At 57.1% G+C, this 15,270-nt stretch carries 19 protein-coding genes and 1 tRNA gene; 8 read left to right on the forward strand and 12 right to left on the reverse strand.

What is annotated here, in order from left to right; translation table 11 throughout:
- Window positions 1-23: 23 nt before the first annotated feature.
- Both K6T36_RS18295 and K6T36_RS18300 read right to left on the reverse strand, forming a co-directional pair.
- Complete coding sequence (locus K6T36_RS18295) at window positions 24-443, reverse strand: DUF8215 family protein (protein ID WP_011222426.1); 420 nt, start codon at window positions 441-443, stop codon at window positions 24-26.
- A gap of 40 nt (window positions 444-483) precedes the next feature.
- Window positions 484-558: transfer RNA gene (locus K6T36_RS18300), tRNA-Glu, on the reverse strand.
- A 98-nt stretch (window positions 559-656) separates the two neighbouring features.
- On the opposite strand from K6T36_RS18300, the gene K6T36_RS18305 reads away from it, so the two are divergent.
- The 3 genes from K6T36_RS18305 to K6T36_RS18315 all read left to right on the forward strand — a co-directional run bounded on the left by K6T36_RS18305 (window position 657) and on the right by K6T36_RS18315 (window position 2,545).
- Window positions 657-1,220 (forward strand): plastocyanin/azurin family copper-binding protein, encoded by a 564-nt coding sequence (locus K6T36_RS18305; RefSeq protein ID WP_011222427.1) that lies wholly within the window; start codon window positions 657-659, stop codon window positions 1,218-1,220.
- Window positions 1,221-1,323: 103 nt separating this feature from the next.
- Complete coding sequence (locus K6T36_RS18310; RefSeq protein WP_011222428.1) at window positions 1,324-2,076, forward strand: DUF7260 family protein; 753 nt, start codon at window positions 1,324-1,326, stop codon at window positions 2,074-2,076.
- A gap of 283 nt (window positions 2,077-2,359) precedes the next feature.
- Window positions 2,360-2,545, forward strand: coding sequence for a DUF7333 family protein (locus K6T36_RS18315; protein WP_011222429.1), 186 nt, complete (start codon window positions 2,360-2,362; stop codon window positions 2,543-2,545).
- 204 nt (window positions 2,546-2,749) lie between these two features.
- Here K6T36_RS18315 and K6T36_RS18320 read toward each other — a convergent pair whose 3' ends face one another.
- The 5 genes from K6T36_RS18320 to K6T36_RS19235 form a co-directional block, all read right to left on the reverse strand.
- Window positions 2,750-3,904, reverse strand: a complete 1,155-nt coding sequence (locus K6T36_RS18320; protein WP_004594571.1) for a multicopper oxidase domain-containing protein — start codon at window positions 3,902-3,904, stop codon at window positions 2,750-2,752.
- Between the two features lie 168 nt (window positions 3,905-4,072).
- Window positions 4,073-4,645 carry a CPBP family intramembrane glutamic endopeptidase gene (locus K6T36_RS18325; protein ID WP_225935283.1) on the reverse strand — a complete coding sequence of 191 codons (573 nt, stop codon included), beginning with the start codon at window positions 4,643-4,645 and terminating at the stop codon, window positions 4,073-4,075.
- Window positions 4,646-4,896: 251 nt separating this feature from the next.
- Window positions 4,897-5,340 (reverse strand): disulfide bond formation protein B, encoded by a 444-nt coding sequence (locus tag K6T36_RS18330; RefSeq protein ID WP_004594569.1) that lies wholly within the window; start codon window positions 5,338-5,340, stop codon window positions 4,897-4,899.
- Window positions 5,321-6,307 (reverse strand): thioredoxin domain-containing protein, encoded by a 987-nt coding sequence (locus K6T36_RS18335; protein ID WP_004594568.1) that lies wholly within the window; start codon window positions 6,305-6,307, stop codon window positions 5,321-5,323. Before K6T36_RS18335 ends, K6T36_RS18330 begins: the two co-directional genes overlap by 20 nt.
- Before the next feature lie 104 nt (window positions 6,308-6,411).
- A complete protein-coding gene (locus K6T36_RS19235; protein ID WP_011222430.1) occupies window positions 6,412-7,029 on the reverse strand; it encodes a COX15/CtaA family protein in 618 nt (205 codons plus the stop codon).
- Window positions 7,030-7,099: 70 nt separating this feature from the next.
- Between K6T36_RS19235 and K6T36_RS18345 the strand changes: the two genes are divergently transcribed.
- The 5 genes from K6T36_RS18345 (at window position 7,100) to K6T36_RS18365 (ending at window position 10,462) form a co-directional block, all read left to right on the forward strand.
- Window positions 7,100-8,062, forward strand: a complete 963-nt coding sequence (locus K6T36_RS18345; protein ID WP_004594566.1) for a transcription initiation factor IIB — start codon at window positions 7,100-7,102, stop codon at window positions 8,060-8,062.
- Between the two features lie 60 nt (window positions 8,063-8,122).
- Window positions 8,123-8,350 carry a hypothetical protein gene (locus tag K6T36_RS18350; RefSeq protein ID WP_004594565.1) on the forward strand — a complete coding sequence of 76 codons (228 nt, stop codon included), beginning with the start codon at window positions 8,123-8,125 and terminating at the stop codon, window positions 8,348-8,350.
- 140 nt (window positions 8,351-8,490) lie between these two features.
- The gene (locus tag K6T36_RS18355) at window positions 8,491-8,868 is read left to right on the forward strand and encodes a winged helix-turn-helix domain-containing protein (RefSeq protein WP_004594564.1); all 378 of its coding nucleotides are present in this window, start codon (window positions 8,491-8,493) and stop codon (window positions 8,866-8,868) included.
- Window positions 8,865-9,143: a DUF7521 family protein gene (locus K6T36_RS18360; RefSeq protein WP_004594563.1), complete on the forward strand. Its 279-nt coding sequence runs from the start codon at window positions 8,865-8,867 to the stop codon at window positions 9,141-9,143. Before K6T36_RS18355 ends, K6T36_RS18360 begins: the two co-directional genes overlap by 4 nt.
- Window positions 9,140-10,462, forward strand: a complete 1,323-nt coding sequence (locus tag K6T36_RS18365) for an arylsulfotransferase family protein (RefSeq protein WP_004594562.1) — start codon at window positions 9,140-9,142, stop codon at window positions 10,460-10,462. The genes K6T36_RS18360 and K6T36_RS18365 overlap by 4 nt, the downstream gene beginning before the upstream one ends.
- Here the strand turns inward: K6T36_RS18365 and K6T36_RS18370 are convergent.
- The 5 genes from K6T36_RS18370 to K6T36_RS19020 all read right to left on the reverse strand — a co-directional run bounded on the left by K6T36_RS18370 (window position 10,459) and on the right by K6T36_RS19020 (window position 15,264).
- Window positions 10,459-10,842 carry a SpoIIAA family protein gene (locus K6T36_RS18370; protein ID WP_004594561.1) on the reverse strand — a complete coding sequence of 128 codons (384 nt, stop codon included), beginning with the start codon at window positions 10,840-10,842 and terminating at the stop codon, window positions 10,459-10,461. The genes K6T36_RS18365 and K6T36_RS18370 overlap by 4 nt on opposite strands.
- Window positions 10,843-10,868: 26 nt before the next feature.
- Window positions 10,869-11,804, reverse strand: coding sequence for a cation diffusion facilitator family transporter (locus K6T36_RS18375; protein WP_004594560.1), 936 nt, complete (start codon window positions 11,802-11,804; stop codon window positions 10,869-10,871).
- A gap of 21 nt (window positions 11,805-11,825) precedes the next feature.
- Window positions 11,826-12,263 (reverse strand): DUF7996 family protein, encoded by a 438-nt coding sequence (locus K6T36_RS18380; protein WP_004594559.1) that lies wholly within the window; start codon window positions 12,261-12,263, stop codon window positions 11,826-11,828.
- A gap of 1 nt (window position 12,264) precedes the next feature.
- Window positions 12,265-14,949: a heavy metal translocating P-type ATPase gene (locus K6T36_RS18385; RefSeq protein WP_004594558.1), complete on the reverse strand. Its 2,685-nt coding sequence runs from the start codon at window positions 14,947-14,949 to the stop codon at window positions 12,265-12,267.
- A gap of 126 nt (window positions 14,950-15,075) precedes the next feature.
- Window positions 15,076-15,264, reverse strand: coding sequence for a DUF7333 family protein (locus K6T36_RS19020; RefSeq protein WP_004594557.1), 189 nt, complete (start codon window positions 15,262-15,264; stop codon window positions 15,076-15,078).
- Between the last annotated feature and the right edge of the window lie 6 nt (window positions 15,265-15,270).

Consider the following 15,270-nt stretch of genomic DNA (forward strand, 5'->3'; position numbering starts at 1 on the left):
AAAGTACGATCGGCACGGTGAATTCACTCGCCGTCCAGAAATACGAGGAACTGTATATGCTTGAAGAACCAGACCGGAAGAACGGCTCCAACCCCTGCAGCGAGTAGGAGACTATTCGATGCTGTCCACACGATCTGTCCAAGTACGGTGCCAATAATCAAGACGCCGTTGTATGCAATCGCATTCACCGCTAAATCGCCTCTTGACTCAGCCCGGGGCCATTTGATGAGACTGGGCCTGATTGCTGACGTCCGGCCGGATACTACTGCGATGAGAAGTCCGAGTAGGCCGGATACAAACCAGCCGAGTACAGCCGGTGGCCAGTTGTATACAACCGTTGCGGTGGCAAGAACAATCAGACACGGACTGGTGATTGTACCGATCTCTACGGAGGCATAGCGGGTCAAAATGTGTTCCTCAGTCCCTTGTTGTGCGGTAGCCATCTGTGAGGGTTATGGGTAGGGCAGTGGATCAGATCGGGGATGCTCCGTCGAGGATTTGAACCTCGGTCCTCGACGTGAGATGCCGAGATGGTTGGCCGAGCTACACCAACGGAGCAGCTTCAACTTGGAGCTTCAGTACTTCAGGTCTGGTCGGTGTCCTATTCAGTGGGAATCCGCCGTTTCCCCTTATGTTGGGGTCTTTGATAATGTGGTATGGAGCGTCGACAGGTTCTCAAGACAGCCGGAATTCTCGCAACAGGTGGCGTAACTGGTCTCGCTGGATGCAGTAGTTCGGGGAACGGAGACGGTGGCGGTGAGCCGACCACGACTGAAACGCAGGAGACAGCTGGTGGGTCTGGAGACTCGAATACTGTTATGATGGTCACTGACGGGAGCGAGTATTATTTCGATCCCATTGGTCTGTTCATCGAATCCGGGGAAACTGTGACATTCGAAATCCAGAGCGGCAGTCACTCGGCAACCGCCTACAAAGAGGGAACGAGCTCAGCATCAGTTACCCGGATTCCCGAAAGCGCAGAAACGTTCAATAGCGAAACGCTGAGTGAACAGGGCGCAACGTTCGAGCACACGTTCGAGACCACGGGGACGTACGATTACTTCTGTATCCCGCACAAGACTCTGGGGATGGTCGGTCGGATCGTCGTTGGCGAACCCGGCGGTCCCGCGGAGGGGAGTATGCCGCCGGACGGAGACGTCCCCGAAAGCCAGACCATCGTTGATCAAGGCAGCGTCTCGTACAGCTCGTTCTCCGGGTAGGCGGCCGCGTATACTGCGAGCTGTGCGCTCCGGAATCGCTTGTACACCATATGGCCGACATTGACTGTGCTTCGGACCGACAGTATGGAGACATACGCTGTCGATGACACTCGCACAAGGCCCGTGGCCGACATACACGGATGCTGCCCTCGATAGTGTTCTACGAGAACGACGTGAGGTTGAGCGCGAATGTCAAGCCTTCCAACGGTTTCGCCAGCGTATCCAGACCGTCGACACACAGACTCCTCGGTTCGAACGGTCCGTTGTTGGAGTGGATCAGAACCTTACATCCGAAGAGAAGTCGGTCCGTAATACCATCGAGCCGTGGTATCATGATACTGTGATGGCGGTCGACCACTACGGCGACGTGTACGGTGATTCGTTCGAGGCGAGCCTCAGTGCCGAATTCGGGGCCGATGTGTTGCTCCTGATCTCAGAAGCGACTACGTTCTCACCGCTCATCAAACAACGGCTCCTCGAGGCCGCACAGCAGTGTATTGACAACCGCCGAGTCTTTCTGGAGAGCCTCCAGGATGAATTCACTACCCTCAAAGACGTGCAATCTACAGTTCAAGAGATTCGAGAGGCGATAGCAGAACTTGATTCTACGAAATTACAGGGGAACTCAGATATTGAACTAACCGACCGATACGAGACGCTTCATACGTTGAATGATGAATGTAAGAGTTGGATCCAGCAACGGCAGGAGGAAATCCACGCTCATCGAATCGATCGGTCGGCAGACGTGGATGCCTACACTGACCTCTGTTCATATCTCTATGAGGGTCTGGAGGTTGATTATCCGGTATTGGCGACGTTTGTCGATATCTTGGAGATCATCTCCCAATATGAGTAGTCCTCTCTTTTACCTCCTACTCTGTCTTGACGTCGTCCTATGGCTGAACAGTAGTTGCTGATTTGGCTGCGATTAGTGCTGGCAAACTCAGCGATGGAATCGAGGAACTCCGTGCACCGGGTGCACGGCTTTCAGAATCGGCGTGAGTGGGCGTCGAACATGTTAGATAATCGACTCCGGCAATGACTGTGAAAGGGTGGGCTTCCGCTCGCACCGTGTCAATACCGGCTTCCAGCAAATCTACTTTGTTAACGGTTTTGTCTATCCGGTCACAACTGTACATATGGAATTCGACTTTGTGCGCTCGGTGGCCCCCCTTGTCGTAATTGTCGCCGTCGCGGCGATTGCGCTCACGACCGTGATGACCTCCTCGACGGTCTTTATGATGGTTCTGCCCTCGATGATTATCTTCTCGGTCATCGCGTTCTTCCTGGGAATGAAACATGGCGAGTTCCGCGCCAGTGCATAATAGGCCGACCCAGTAGCCGGAATCCGCTGTGTTGCGGTCCATGCTAGCCCCCAGCTGTGTTGATTCAGATTATTTCGATGACCGGTTCGCAGTCCTAGCGACGGCTGTTTTAGCGGGGTGATGTCGAACCAACAGGAGTCCACCTGGGTTGGGTAACCCCTATCGTTCAGTTAGATCCTGTCCTGGTCGTGGTGTAGAGGGTCTCTACGTGGAGTAGCCAGCGTACTCCATAAGTTGGTTGAAAATGTCAGTATCCATGACGGACCGATAGACCACGCCGGTGAGCATCCCGCCGGGATAGAACGTGCCGTTCATCACGTGGTTGACCTTGTGGCAGTGCATCAGGTAGATGCCGGGGTCTGCATCGGCAGTAAATTCGATCGTGTGTCGTTCAGCGGGGGCGACGTTCGTGACGTCCATGTCGTGGCGGGCAGCCTCTGGAATCGTCCCGCCGTCCTTTTCGACACGCTGGAAGCGGTGGTTATGGATATGCATCGGGTGCGACATGTATCCACCGTTGACGAGGTGGATGCGAACTGAGTCGCCCTCGTCGACGATGATCGGTGAGCCTTCTTCGGGGTGCAGCGTTCGGGGTGCGCTCTTCCCGTTGACGGTGAACACGTCCGGATTGCGACTGGCCGAATTGTATGTGAAGTCCGCCTCACCGGCCCACTTCCGCGGAACCCGCGAATCCCAGTCCTTGATCGTCATGAAGTATTCGCGGTCCGCCGGTTCGTAGCCTTCGGGATCAACTCGGTAGATCCCGTACATGCCCATGTCGATATGCCGGTGGGTCTGGAAGTGGCAATGGTAGAAATGCGTTCCAGGGACGTTAGCGGGAATCTCGTAGGTGTGTGTCTCCCCTGGCGGGACCTGAATCCCGGTCGTCGTCGGGACGCCGTCGTTCTCCCACGTCTTGCGAATTCCGTGGAAGTGAATCGTGTGGGGACGTCGGCCATCGGTGTTGTCGAGTGTCACCTCCATCGCGTTACCCTCGGTCGTTCTGAGAATTGGGCCTGGGACGCTGGGGTCGTTGTCGTCGGCCTGGAACGCCCAGACGCGTGGGAATTCGACGGGCCCACCCATTGTATCGAGCGGGTGGACGGCGTGGCGGGCCTGTTGAGTCCGCATCGTCACTCCACCACCCTGCTCGTCGACGTTGACGACTGTTGGAGGGCTGGTGTAGGGGAGATTAGGCGAGTCAGTTTGTGTCTGCGTGGCCGTATCGCTCGTTGCTGCTGGCTCGTTAGCTCCGCCCGCCGAACAGCCTGCTAACGAAGCGATACCCGTCGCGCCAGTTGCCGCGAGAAACTCACGCCGGGACAGTCCGGTTCCGGGTGCGCCGAAACGTGTGGTCATGATACACTCGGCATTTTGGTTGGCCTAAACATAGGGCGACTGCGGTGTCCCAATTCACGGGACAGTGCGTGGATATGTTCGGCAAAAGGCGAATGGAGATGGCGGCTTTTTATTTATACTTGTTCGCCGTTAGGAGTCTGAAATTGAGACGACAAAGTGGTCAGATTTTTAGAGTCCGCCCGTCGCCGTCAGATAGGCCCCTGCAAACTGCACCGCGTTATACGTCCCGTGAATCACAGCCGGCACTGTGAGGTTGTCCGTATACTCGTACGCTGCTCCCAGTACTAAGGCCAGGACGAATGCGATACCGATGTACACCAGTTTGCCTTCCCCTGACAACGAGAAGAGATGGATCGATGCGAACAGAGCGCTTGCGAGGATGATTGCACGAGCCGGATGGAGACTTTCACGGAGGGTGCCCTGTACGAGGCCCCGGAACAACAGCTCTTCTCCCGGGCCGACTAACAGGAATTGAAGGGGGATCAGAAGAAGGAATACACTCGGATTTTGTCGCCCGACCTCGACGATCTGATTCTGAGCCGAGTTCAGACCGAGGGCTGTGATTACTGAGGACGCCACAAAGAGCAACCCCAGGATCGCTATACTCCCGCCAACAATCACTGCTCCATCACGCTTGTCAGGTGAACGAACTGGAACGAATCCCAATCCGAGATCACGGCCTTTGAGATAAAGGATGGCGATGCCCCCAAACGTCACTCCTTGGAGGAAGAACGTGCTCACAACCAGTCTGAGGGCTGGGCGCGACGCGAGGTCGACTCCGAACAACCCGACTACCGTCGCGACGGCAAGGATTACGATAGCCCCCGCGACGTATGATCCATACGTGAGACCAATCGCCGAGGCGACAGACCGGAAACGAGATATCGACGACATTAATCAGATGTGAGCGTAGGGCTCCACCCTACAAGCTGGCTTCGATAGGTCGATTCCGGCGCTATTCATTCCAAGACATCCCGCGGTAGTGATTTTGTTCATAGCTGACGTTCAGGTTCGACGAGGTTGGATCCAGCGAGGACTGTAATTATCACGAGCACGAACGCGATGAGTGAGAGATTCGGAATTGTAAGTCCGAGCACCGGAGCCTGCCACTGGACAACTGCACAGGGGCCAGCAAAGGTGCATGAGGCCGTCGTTGCTTGGAGTACGGAGTGATATCCCGCGATTGAAGCTCCCACCACGGATAGTGGCACGACTGTTCGCCAGATTGTGTTGTGGCTCTCGAGGGCGGCAACGCCGAGAACGACGACAAGCGGATACATGAGGATACGTTGGTACCAGCAGAGGGTACACGGAACGAGACCGAGGCCGAGACTGAACCAGAGGCTTCCCAGGGTTGCAATCGCCGCGACGCCTGCCCCGCCTGCAAGCCAGAATCGTCCGTCGGACATCCATGACTCAGTTTGATCCAGCTGCATCTTCGATCAGCTGTCTTACTCGCTCTTCGTTTCCGAGTGGATTGACCGTCATGCCATCGATGAGGAGCGTGGGTGTGGCATCGACACCGACATCGCTCGCAGCCCTGTCAGTCGCCCGCAGCGCGTCGTCATACTGATTTTCTTGGATGGCCGTGCGGACCGACGCTGTCTCGGAGACGCCTGCGGCCTGAGCAAACTCGACCAATCTCTCGGCGGTCGCCCACTGGTCGCTCTCGGGTGGTTGATTCCCGAACACGTATTCGTGAAACGCCCAGTATGAGGCTGGGTCGGTGTTCCAGACGGCTAATCCGGCCTGACCGGCTGCCGGTGCATCGGGGCCCAAAAATGGGTCGCCACCGATATATGCCAGATTGCGGAACTCGAGCGCAATTGTTCCTGGTTCCACGTAGTCCGTCACGAGTTGTGAAAGCATCTCCGTACTGAACTGGGCGCAGTACGGACACTTCCAGCTCCCGAAGTATGTGACCATGACATCGGCATCAGCAGACCCCATCGTCGCATAGCGGAAGTCTCCAGGCGAGTCGGGAATCGGGGCAGTGGTAACGGCACCCGTATCACCTCCAGCAGTCGCGCCGTCATCCGGCTCAGTGCTCGTATTGTTAGAGAGAGCGGTGGCGCCGATCACGAGACCGGCAGTGGCGGCACCACCACCGCCGAGGAGAAGCTGTCGGCGGGTTAGTCCTCCGACAGCAGCTCCAACACCTCCCTCGGAGAGCCGCTCTGAGAACGTGAGTGAATCAACGGCTGTCTCAGCCCGTTTGTAATCCACACCTGAGAGGTCGTCGGGGTGCGCGACGAGCCAGTGTCTGTAGAGCTGCTCGTCAGTCTCGTCACCGAGTTGTTCGCCACAATAATGGCAGGCGCTGTGAACGTTCCATGTGTGGTCACGCGCTGCTCCAGCTGTTTCGAATTGATCTGTACAGATCGGGCAGGTATGGGCAGTCATTCGTGATCACTACTCCAAGTGTAGATTTCATAGGCTCCGTGTTCTGCTCTCATAGTGAGCTGAATCGTCGGTATCTGTGGCATTGTGTTATACGCAAGGGGTCATCAGCGGCGGAGATATGCGACGAGGCAGGTCGTCAGGAGACAGAGGAGAATGAGAATTGCCACGCCCAGATGCGTCGTCACGATGGTCGGTTGGAGATCTTCCGTGACGGTCAATCCTCCGAGGATAACCTGTAACGGAAGGAGGACGAGAGCGGCCGTGGCCGACCATTTGACAATCGGGGTATTACGGTGTGTCACCCACGCTCCAAGGGTCGTGCCGACGATCAGAACCCCGGCCGTCATCGCCAGTCCACGGTGAGCCCACTCAGCGAAGATTTGGAGTGCAGAGTATGGCGAGTTAGCAATGATCTCGGGTTGAAGGAAGGGGACCCACGTCCCGTAGCAGGTCGGCCAATCGGGACAGGAAAGTCCAGCACCGATTGCACTGGTGTAGGCTCCAAGAAGCATCACAATATACGTCACTAGTAGCGTCAAACTGGCGATATGCCTGTACTCGACCGGAATCCTTGAAATCGCGGTTCGTATATCGTGCCTGCGGAGTCGGGCTTGAGACATAATATTGGGTAGGGACGTTGACTTGCGGTGTGACGAGTTGATGTCTTGGAGACAAAGTGTTAAGCCGGATTCCCAGCGAGTGGGACACCGCCTGCTATTCATTGAGGAGCCGTCTCATGATACTGTTAAGAAGACACACGGTTTGTAGGGAAAACCCCTATATGCCAATAGTATGATGGCTCAAGAACATACCCAGGAACGGTCAATAGATGAACGCGACCGCGAGGTGAAGTCTGCCAACGACAACATCTGTCCCGAGTGTCAGGGTCATATTACACGGACTAGCGACAGCGGTGAGGCGACCTGCGAAAGCTGTGGGTTGGTTTTTGAAGATAATCCAATCGACCACGGTCCTGAGTGGCGTGCGTTCACTTCAGAGGAACGCGATGAAAAGAGTCGGGTCGGGGCTCCGACGACGCAGCTGATGCACGATAAGGGTCTGAGTACGACTATCGGCTGGCAGGACAAGGATGCCTACGGACAGGCTGTCTCTGGTCGCAAACGTGCTCAATTACAGCGCCTCCGGACGTGGGACGAGCGGTTCCGTACGAAGGATGCTCACGAGCGGAATCTCAAGCAAGCGCTCGGGGAGATCAGCCGCATGGCGTCCGCTCTGGGACTTCCTGAATCGGTTCGGGAAACTGCAGGCGTCCTGTACCGGCGTGCTGTGGAGCAGAACCTGCTCCCCGGTCGCTCGATCGAGGGTATGTCGACGGCGTCGTTGTATGCGGCTGCTCGACAGCACGGAATGCCACGGCCGCTGACGGAGTTCGCCGATGTCAGCCGTGTCGAGAAAATCCGGATCCAGCGAGCGTACCGATATCTGTCCCGAGAACTTGGGCTGGAGATCGAGCCGGAGGATCCCATGCAATATATTCCACAATTCGCGTCATCGCTCGACGTGAGCGACGAAGCAGAACGGCGCTCTCGAGAACTGCTTGAGGTAGCTACAGATAATGCCGTCCACAGTGGAAAGAGTCCAGCCGGGTTGGCGGCTGCCGCTCTGTATGCTGCGACCCACCTCACGAACGAACAGCTCACACAGGAGACGGTGAGTGAGGTCGCCCACGTCAGTCGAGTCACGATCCGAAATCGATACCAAGAGCTTCTCGAGGTGTACGCGCAGTATGACTGACCGGATAGCCCCTGCCGGGCGAAATCCAGCTACTGAGTGGGTCATGATACGATATTTACCATGAGCGAGTTCTCAATACAGACCGAGGTCGAGATATTGGAGCTGCTCGTTGATGAGTCACCGTGCCATGTGATGGAGATCACTAACGCCGTCGATGGACACCCGATCACCATTGACCAAACGTGTGCTCACCTCCATAGTGAGGGCTGTATTGTTCCACTGGGGAGGGGTCTCTACGAGATCACAGACGCAGGCGAACAACGACTCGAAATTCAGCACGATTCATAATTGTGTCACCATGTCTCCCCTCTTTCGATGGATCGACCGTCATGACTCTGGAACCACGATCCCGACTGAGTTCGTGGGACCAATGGGATGCCTCTCCAGCAATCGGACACCATATCCCGAGGACCACGTATTATCGAATAATGGGAGATGATTCAGTGTCGTCCGAGGACACTCCGGAGGTACAGGATGTCCTTGATGCGCTGGATGATCCCGCGTGTCGGGCTATTCTCCAGGAAACTATCGAACCAATGACTGCGAACGAACTCCTCGACGCATGTGACATCCCCAAGTCGACGCTGTATCGAAAATTAGAACTCCTCAGTTCCGCTTCCCTCGTTCGAGAACAGGAGACGATCAACCCCGGAGGTGGACGGGTTACCTACTACGAGCGGTCGTTCGAGGACGTCACGATCTCTATGGACGACACAGGTACGTTTTCGGTGAGCGTCGATCGGCCGCCGAAATCTACAGACGAACGGCTTGCAGATATCTGGTCGATGATGGGGGACGAAGTATGAACGGCGTCATCACGGCGATTGCAGTCGTCAAGTTCGTAATCCTGCTTCTCGGTGGCGGGATTACCTATATTGCATTTAAAGCCTATCGACGTACGGGTGCGGATTCGCTACGTGTCCTTGGTGTCGGGTTCGGTATCATCACACTCGGGGCAATTCTAACTGGCGTGGCCAACCAGTTCTTTTCTGTCGGATTGGCCCTCGGCGTGCTCATCAACAGCCTGTTCGTCGCCCTTGGCCTCGCGGTCATCATGTACTCGCTGTATATCCAGAAATGAACCCCGTTCCGAATGTTGCCGTTCCTGATCTCCGTCGGGGTAGCTACCTAATCCTTTTCGGCGTTGTTCTGTTCGTTCTCACGCTTGTTAGCAGTGCAATGCTCGCCCCTGCGATTGGGACGGCTTCGGAGACAGACCAGACGTCCCGAACCTTGGTCGGGTCTCAGGGGGGTGGCCCAGGCTGGCACGAATACGGCAGCGTCTATCTTCTCAACGGGACGAACACTACCTGGCGTGAATCGAGTGCTGATAGCTATTTTGACGTCACACAAACGGAGAACGGAACAGTGTTAGCCGGGTTCATGGACAGCGGGTACGCTTCGTGCGGACCGTACGAGTCTCCCTGTACCCGAACGGGATTCCGAGTCATTGACCCCGGGAAAGACCTGCAGGTGGTTTCGGAGTATAGCTTCCCGGTGCGAACGAACAAGAACAGCGAAGTCCACGATGTCGAACGACTCGAATCGGGAGAATACTTGGTCACCGATATGGAGTACGAGCGTATCTTTACTGTCAAGAACGGCGAAGTCACGTGGCAGTGGAATGCGAGTTCGTTCTACGACGCCCCACAAGATCCGACGACGACCGACTGGCTGCACATCAACGACGTGGACGTCATCGGCTCTGGGCGCTATCTCGTCTCAGTACGGAATGCCAACCAGCTACTCGTTATCGAGCGCGGCGAGGGCGTCGTTGAGGTTATCAATGAGGATACGACCGATTCGAACGATGCCAATTGCCGGAAATCCGGCCAGTTGAACGACTATGACAATGATGGCGATATTCGATGCGGTGACCCCGACGTGCTCAACCACCAGCACAACCCCCAGTGGCTCGGGGATGGTGCCGTCCTCGTTGCCGACAGCGAGAACGACCGAGTCGTGGAACTGCATCGAACGGAGGGCGGTAAATGGGAGCCAGCGTGGGCTCTTGATCGGGCAGCGGGTGTCGAGCTCGATTGGCCCCGGGATGCGGATCGCCTCCCGAACGGAAACACGCTTATCACCGACACGCTCAACCGGCGACTCGTAGAGGTCGACGAATCCGGGACTGTCGTCTGGAGCGTTCGAACAGAGCGTATCCCATACGAAGCCGACCGACTGCCCTACGGTGAGTCTGTCGGAGCCCCGAAGTACACGACTAACGGAAGCAGCGTCGACAGCCCTGACGCCGGCGTGCCGGTTCTCTCACTACTGCTGGTCGGGCTTCGGGCAGTCGTTCCGTCAACGCCATTCTGGTTCCGGGAACCACAACTTGGACTGACGCTTGTCTCTACACTCCTCATTGTCGTCGGCGGAGTTGATCGTATTCGTAACTAAATTTCCTCTCGAAGCCAGTCGAGAGCTCGCTCGCGTTTCTTGATGTCGAAATATCGCATTTCGTTGGGGGCGACTGGCCAGATCGGTCGGATTGCATACCACCAGTCGAACAGGAGTTTTGCCCATCGTGTATCGCCGACTGCGGCGTACCGGTCGATATCGAACTCAGGGCCGTACCGGAGATCGGGAACCACCCCGTGGAGGTGTGTGAGAAACGCCCTGAACGTCCAGTTCGGAACTTCCTCGTACACGTGGATGTACCCGTGCTTATCGCTCTTTTCGACGAGGAGTGAGTACAGCTCTTGATAGCCTGTTCGCGTGCCCTTCCCGACGCGAATCGCAATGAGGTTCTCGTTCGTCTCGTCCAACACCTCGAACATTTGATCGGGTGCTGTGTGGGACATCGTTAGTGGGAGTGATTCGTCGTACCGACAGGGTCAGTATCGGGATCGGTACGCCCGACGAGCTCCACGGTTGCGTGGTCGATTCCTCGATTCGTGAGATAGTCGTGAACCCGTGACTGGATTCTCCGTTGCTCCTCGAGTGTGGTCGACGTATCTGTCAGTCGGACGGTTGCGACGGTGAGTTGACTACAGACTTGCCAGACGTGGAGATCCTCAATCTGGTCGACGCCATCGAGTGTCGTCAATTCATCCCGGAGTTCTTCGGACGACACCGGGCTCCGTTCCAACAGGATCGAGGTGCTTTCCCGGAGGACGTTCCCGGCCGACGCGAGCACCAGCAGCCCAATGAGTACGGCCGCCACAGGGTCTGCGATGGGGAGATCGAACACTGCGACGGCGGCGGTCGAGACGATTACCGCAACAGAGCCACCGGCGTCACCGAGCAGGTGGTAGAACGCCCCGCGCTCGTTGAGACTCATCTCACCACCCTGCAACACGTACACGGAGCCGATGTTTACCAGCAGGCCACCCGTAGCGATGATCAGCGTCAACTCGGGATTGATCGCCACTGGCTCAAGGAACCGCTGGTAGGACTCCCAGACGATGTATCCGACCATTGGAAGGAGCAAGACGCCGTTCAGGAAGGCCGCAACCGGCTCCAGTCGGTGGAGACCGTACGACCACGCCTCGCCACCCTCGAACCGTTCGGCGGTGTAGCTCGCGCCGAACGCCATCGCGTACGCCAGCATATCGAACAGCATGTGGAGTGCGTCGCTGATAAGCGCGACCGACCCGAACAGGAGTCCACCAGCCAGTTCGATGACGAATCCAAAGAAATTGACGACCGCGACGAGCGCAAGCCGACGCGTACTGCCACTTGATTTAGACGGGAGGTTGTGCTCTGCGGTCTCCTCATCAGTATGCTCGTGAAGGGTCATAAGTTCACATTAGAGGGGGTTCTATTTCGAATCTGAGGATTCCGGTTGTTCCTGGGTAGATTCCTGGGCCCCGTCTTCACTCGTCACCATCGAATCCTGCGCCGTTGATTCAGTGCTATCCGAAGAGGTAATCTCCTCATCGGCTCCCTCCGGTTCTGGTTTGGACCGCTCCGATTCTTCGGAGAGTGATGTATCTTGGGCGGAGGAGCCCGCGAAATCGAGCGGACGAAGCCAGATGAACCAAACCACAAATACGGTTGTGCCATAGCCGACGATCCACACGAGGTCAGCAACTGCAGAGAGGTTCGCCTGTTCGAAGGTGTATACCAACAAACCGGGCCCGATGAGCCCAATGAGCACAACGAGGACGGCAAACTGCGGAGACGAGAGTCCGAACGGGTATCGTTGCTGATCTGCCTCCGTATGGGATGTTGCGTTTCCCTCATTCTCTGCACCCATCTTACCCCTCCGAAGCGCTGGTTTCGGTGTCTGTCTCCGGCGTGATTCGAGAGAGTCGCATCGCGTTCCCGGTGACGGCCGTCGTCATTCCGGCATCGCCAGCGAGGACGGCGAGCCAGATCGGGACGTATCCGAACGGGACTGCGACTGCCAGCCCGGCTTTGACAGCGAGACTCGACCAGATGTTCTGTCGGATGACCCCGTTCGCATCGTGTGCGAGTTCGTAGAGGTACGGGAGCTTTGCGAGGTCATCACCCATCAAGGCGATGTCGGCGGTCTCCAATGCGGTATCAGTCCCGGCAGCCCCCATCGCCACGCCGACTGTGGCGGTGGCGAGCGCCGGTGCGTCGTTGATGCCGTCACCGACCATCGCAACGCCGTCGTACTCCTCGACGAGCTCCTCGATCGCCGTCACCTTGTCCTCGGGGAGTAATTCGGCCTGGTACTCGTCGACGCCGACCTGTTCGGCGATCGCGCGGGCAGTCCGCTCATTGTCACCCGTCAGCATCACCGTTCGGGAGACGCCGAGTTGCTTGAGTCGCGTCACTGTTCGCTTCGCTTCGGGTCGGATCTCGTCGGCGACTGCGATGACGCCTTCGAGTTCGTCTTCGGTTCCAACGAGGACAACGGTCTTCCCTTCTGCTTGGAGTTCGGGAACGGTCTCGTCGAGAAGGTCGAGGCAGTTGTTCCGGTCGCATATCTGCCGAGCTGTCTGGGTGACGACACCGCCGTCAGTGGTCGCGTGGACGTGTGATAGGTCGAATCCCAGCTCCTCGAACAGCCCCGGCTTGCCAGCGAAGTGGGGCGTCCCGTCGAGGTCGGCCCGGACGCCCTTGCCGGTGATGCTCTCGAAATCATCGATCTCGCGCTCGGCGACTCCCATGCTGCCGGCCTCAGCGACGATCGCCTCGCCGATGGGATGTTCGCTCCGTTGTTCGAGCCCGCGGGCACACCGGAGGACGTCTTCCTCCGAATTTTCGTTTAATGGAACGACGTCAGTGACGGTGAGCTCACCTTTCGTGAGCGTCCCCGTTTTGTCGAAGGCGACGACGTCGACGGCCCCCATCGCTTCGAGGTGGTTGCCGCCCTTGATCAGGACGCCGTTCTTCGCGGCGCTCGTAATTCCCGACACGACGGACACGGGTGTCGAGATGACGAACGCACACGGGCAGGCCAGTACCAGTAACGTCAACCCGTAGACGACGGCCGTGGGCCAGGTCGTGCCGAGAACGTACGGGCTTCCCACCGTCGTCAAAATGGCGAAGGCAACGACGACTGGCGTGTAGTACGTTGAGAAGCGTTCGACGAATTGCTCGCGCTCGGTCTTGTTCGACTGGGCATCCTCGACCATCTCCACGATTCGCGAGAGCGTGTTATCACCGGCTTCAGAGGTAACCTCTACCTCAAGATAGCCCTCTTCGTTGATCGTGCCGGCGTATACCTCATCTCCCATCGTCTTGTCGACGGGTACGCTTTCGCCTGTGATGGGTGCCTGATTGACGGCGCTTTCACCGTCGACGACGGTTCCGTCCATCGGGATCTTCTCCCCCGGTTTGACGACGACCACGTCGCCGACAGCGACCTCGTCGACAGGAACTGTCTCCGTGGTATCGTCCCGTTTGACGGTTGCCTCATCCGGTGAGAGGTCCATCAACTCCCGGAGCGAGTTCCGAGCGCGATCCATCGAGTACCGCTCCAGCAGCTCGGCGATACTGAACAGGAACGCGAGGGTGGCCGCCTCGAAGTAGAGCGCCTCACCGAAGGCGAGGCTCGCAACGAGTGCTCCGAGGATAGCCACCGACATCAGGAAGTCGATATCGAGGTTCAGATTCCGAGCGGAGTAGTAGCCGTTGCGGAAGATCTCCTGACCACCGGACGCGACGGCAACGAGGAACAGTACGTCGGCGACGAGCAGCTCCGTTCCGAGAAGGCTTGCAAGCTGTACATTCTGCCCGGTCAGGAAGAACTCGAAGAGCAAGCCGAGAGCGACGAATCCACCGCTGATCCACGTCTTGAGTGCTCGTGGACTCGTCCAGATGCTCTCGCGTTCCTCAGTCGGGTCCTGCCGTCCTGATTCGTCGCTCGACGTGTCTGTAACCTTGTACCCGGCACGTTCGATAGCGCCGATGATATCGGCTTCTCCAGTCCTCGAAGAATCGTACGTGACGACGACGGTTCCGGTCGTCGGCTGGGTTTCGAATGTTGTAATTCCCTCGACCCTCTCGAGAGCGTTCTCGATTTTGCCAGCACACGACGGGCAATCCATTTCCGGAACCGTGAATTTCGAGGACACTTCGCCGGTGTCCTCCACGGTGTACCCGGCCTTTTCGACCCGATTAGCAATCGCGGTGGCACTCGTTTGTTCGCCGTCGTATGAAACGGTCAGCGTCCCTTTCGTCACTTGCGGGTCGACGCTGCGGATTCCGTCCAGTTTTTCGACGCTGTTCTCTACCTTTCCTGCACAGGATGGACAATCCATCTCCGGGACCGCGAATTGTGCAACGTCCCCTTGGTCTATGGGTGGAGAAACGTCGTCGACGCCCTGTTCTGTGTGTTGGGCGTGTTCGTGATCACTGTGGTCGTGGTCATGCGTGTGACTATGCTCGTGGGACCCTTCTTCGTGTTCGTGGGCGCGATCCGGTGGCTCACCACTCCTGTTGTGGGAATCGTCGTCGGGGGAGGTCATCACTCTCCCCTAGCCACTACACATTTATTAAATCGACTGCTATAAAACACCCATTTTCTGCCAATACCTAATAAATACTTTGCCCTATATTATTAACTCGGCCGTTGTCTCATCTCAAATGCAGACCTAAGTATGGTTTGCTCGATACTCACCGTGTTTGACCTCGAGGAAGAGCGTAAAGACTCCAAACACGACGAGGCCGACGCTCACCATCATGACTGTACTTTTGCTCGTCGGACTCATCATCGTCCCACCAATTATGAGGGTGAGCAGGACCCCGAACGCGATTACCGTTTTCGTGTTATCGAATTCCATCGATAG

The sequence above is a fragment of the Halobaculum roseum genome (genome assembly GCF_019880245.1).
Taxonomy (GTDB): Archaea; Halobacteriota; Halobacteria; order Halobacteriales; family Haloferacaceae; genus Halobaculum; species Halobaculum roseum.

What these genes read in the sequence shown, in the direction of transcription:
- K6T36_RS18350 (WP_004594565.1), top strand. Translation starts at nt 8,123, where the DNA reads ATGAGCGAGTTCTCAATACAGACCGAGGTCGAGATATTGGAGCTGCTC.
- K6T36_RS18380 (WP_004594559.1), bottom strand. Translation starts at nt 12,263, where the DNA reads ATGGGTGCAGAGAATGAGGGAAACGCAACATCCCATACGGAGGCAGAT.
- K6T36_RS18370 (WP_004594561.1), bottom strand. Translation starts at nt 10,842, where the DNA reads ATGTTCGAGGTGTTGGACGAGACGAACGAGAACCTCATTGCGATTCGC.
- K6T36_RS18330 (WP_004594569.1), bottom strand. Translation starts at nt 5,340, where the DNA reads ATGCAGCTGGATCAAACTGAGTCATGGATGTCCGACGGACGATTCTGG.
- K6T36_RS18305 (WP_011222427.1), top strand. Translation starts at nt 657, where the DNA reads ATGGAGCGTCGACAGGTTCTCAAGACAGCCGGAATTCTCGCAACAGGT.
- K6T36_RS18320 (WP_004594571.1), bottom strand. Translation starts at nt 3,904, where the DNA reads ATGACCACACGTTTCGGCGCACCCGGAACCGGACTGTCCCGGCGTGAG.
- K6T36_RS18335 (WP_004594568.1), bottom strand. Translation starts at nt 6,307, where the DNA reads ATGACTGCCCATACCTGCCCGATCTGTACAGATCAATTCGAAACAGCT.
- K6T36_RS18345 (WP_004594566.1), top strand. Translation starts at nt 7,100, where the DNA reads ATGATGGCTCAAGAACATACCCAGGAACGGTCAATAGATGAACGCGAC.
- K6T36_RS18365 (WP_004594562.1), top strand. Translation starts at nt 9,140, where the DNA reads ATGAACCCCGTTCCGAATGTTGCCGTTCCTGATCTCCGTCGGGGTAGC.
- K6T36_RS18360 (WP_004594563.1), top strand. Translation starts at nt 8,865, where the DNA reads ATGAACGGCGTCATCACGGCGATTGCAGTCGTCAAGTTCGTAATCCTG.
- K6T36_RS18315 (WP_011222429.1), top strand. Translation starts at nt 2,360, where the DNA reads ATGGAATTCGACTTTGTGCGCTCGGTGGCCCCCCTTGTCGTAATTGTC.
- K6T36_RS18385 (WP_004594558.1), bottom strand. Translation starts at nt 14,949, where the DNA reads ATGACCTCCCCCGACGACGATTCCCACAACAGGAGTGGTGAGCCACCG.
- K6T36_RS18355 (WP_004594564.1), top strand. Translation starts at nt 8,491, where the DNA reads ATGGGAGATGATTCAGTGTCGTCCGAGGACACTCCGGAGGTACAGGAT.
- K6T36_RS19235 (WP_011222430.1), bottom strand. Translation starts at nt 7,029, where the DNA reads ATGAATAGCAGGCGGTGTCCCACTCGCTGGGAATCCGGCTTAACACTT.
- K6T36_RS18375 (WP_004594560.1), bottom strand. Translation starts at nt 11,804, where the DNA reads ATGACCCTTCACGAGCATACTGATGAGGAGACCGCAGAGCACAACCTC.
- K6T36_RS19020 (WP_004594557.1), bottom strand. Translation starts at nt 15,264, where the DNA reads ATGGAATTCGATAACACGAAAACGGTAATCGCGTTCGGGGTCCTGCTC.
- K6T36_RS18295 (WP_011222426.1), bottom strand. Translation starts at nt 443, where the DNA reads ATGGCTACCGCACAACAAGGGACTGAGGAACACATTTTGACCCGCTAT.
- K6T36_RS18310 (WP_011222428.1), top strand. Translation starts at nt 1,324, where the DNA reads ATGACACTCGCACAAGGCCCGTGGCCGACATACACGGATGCTGCCCTC.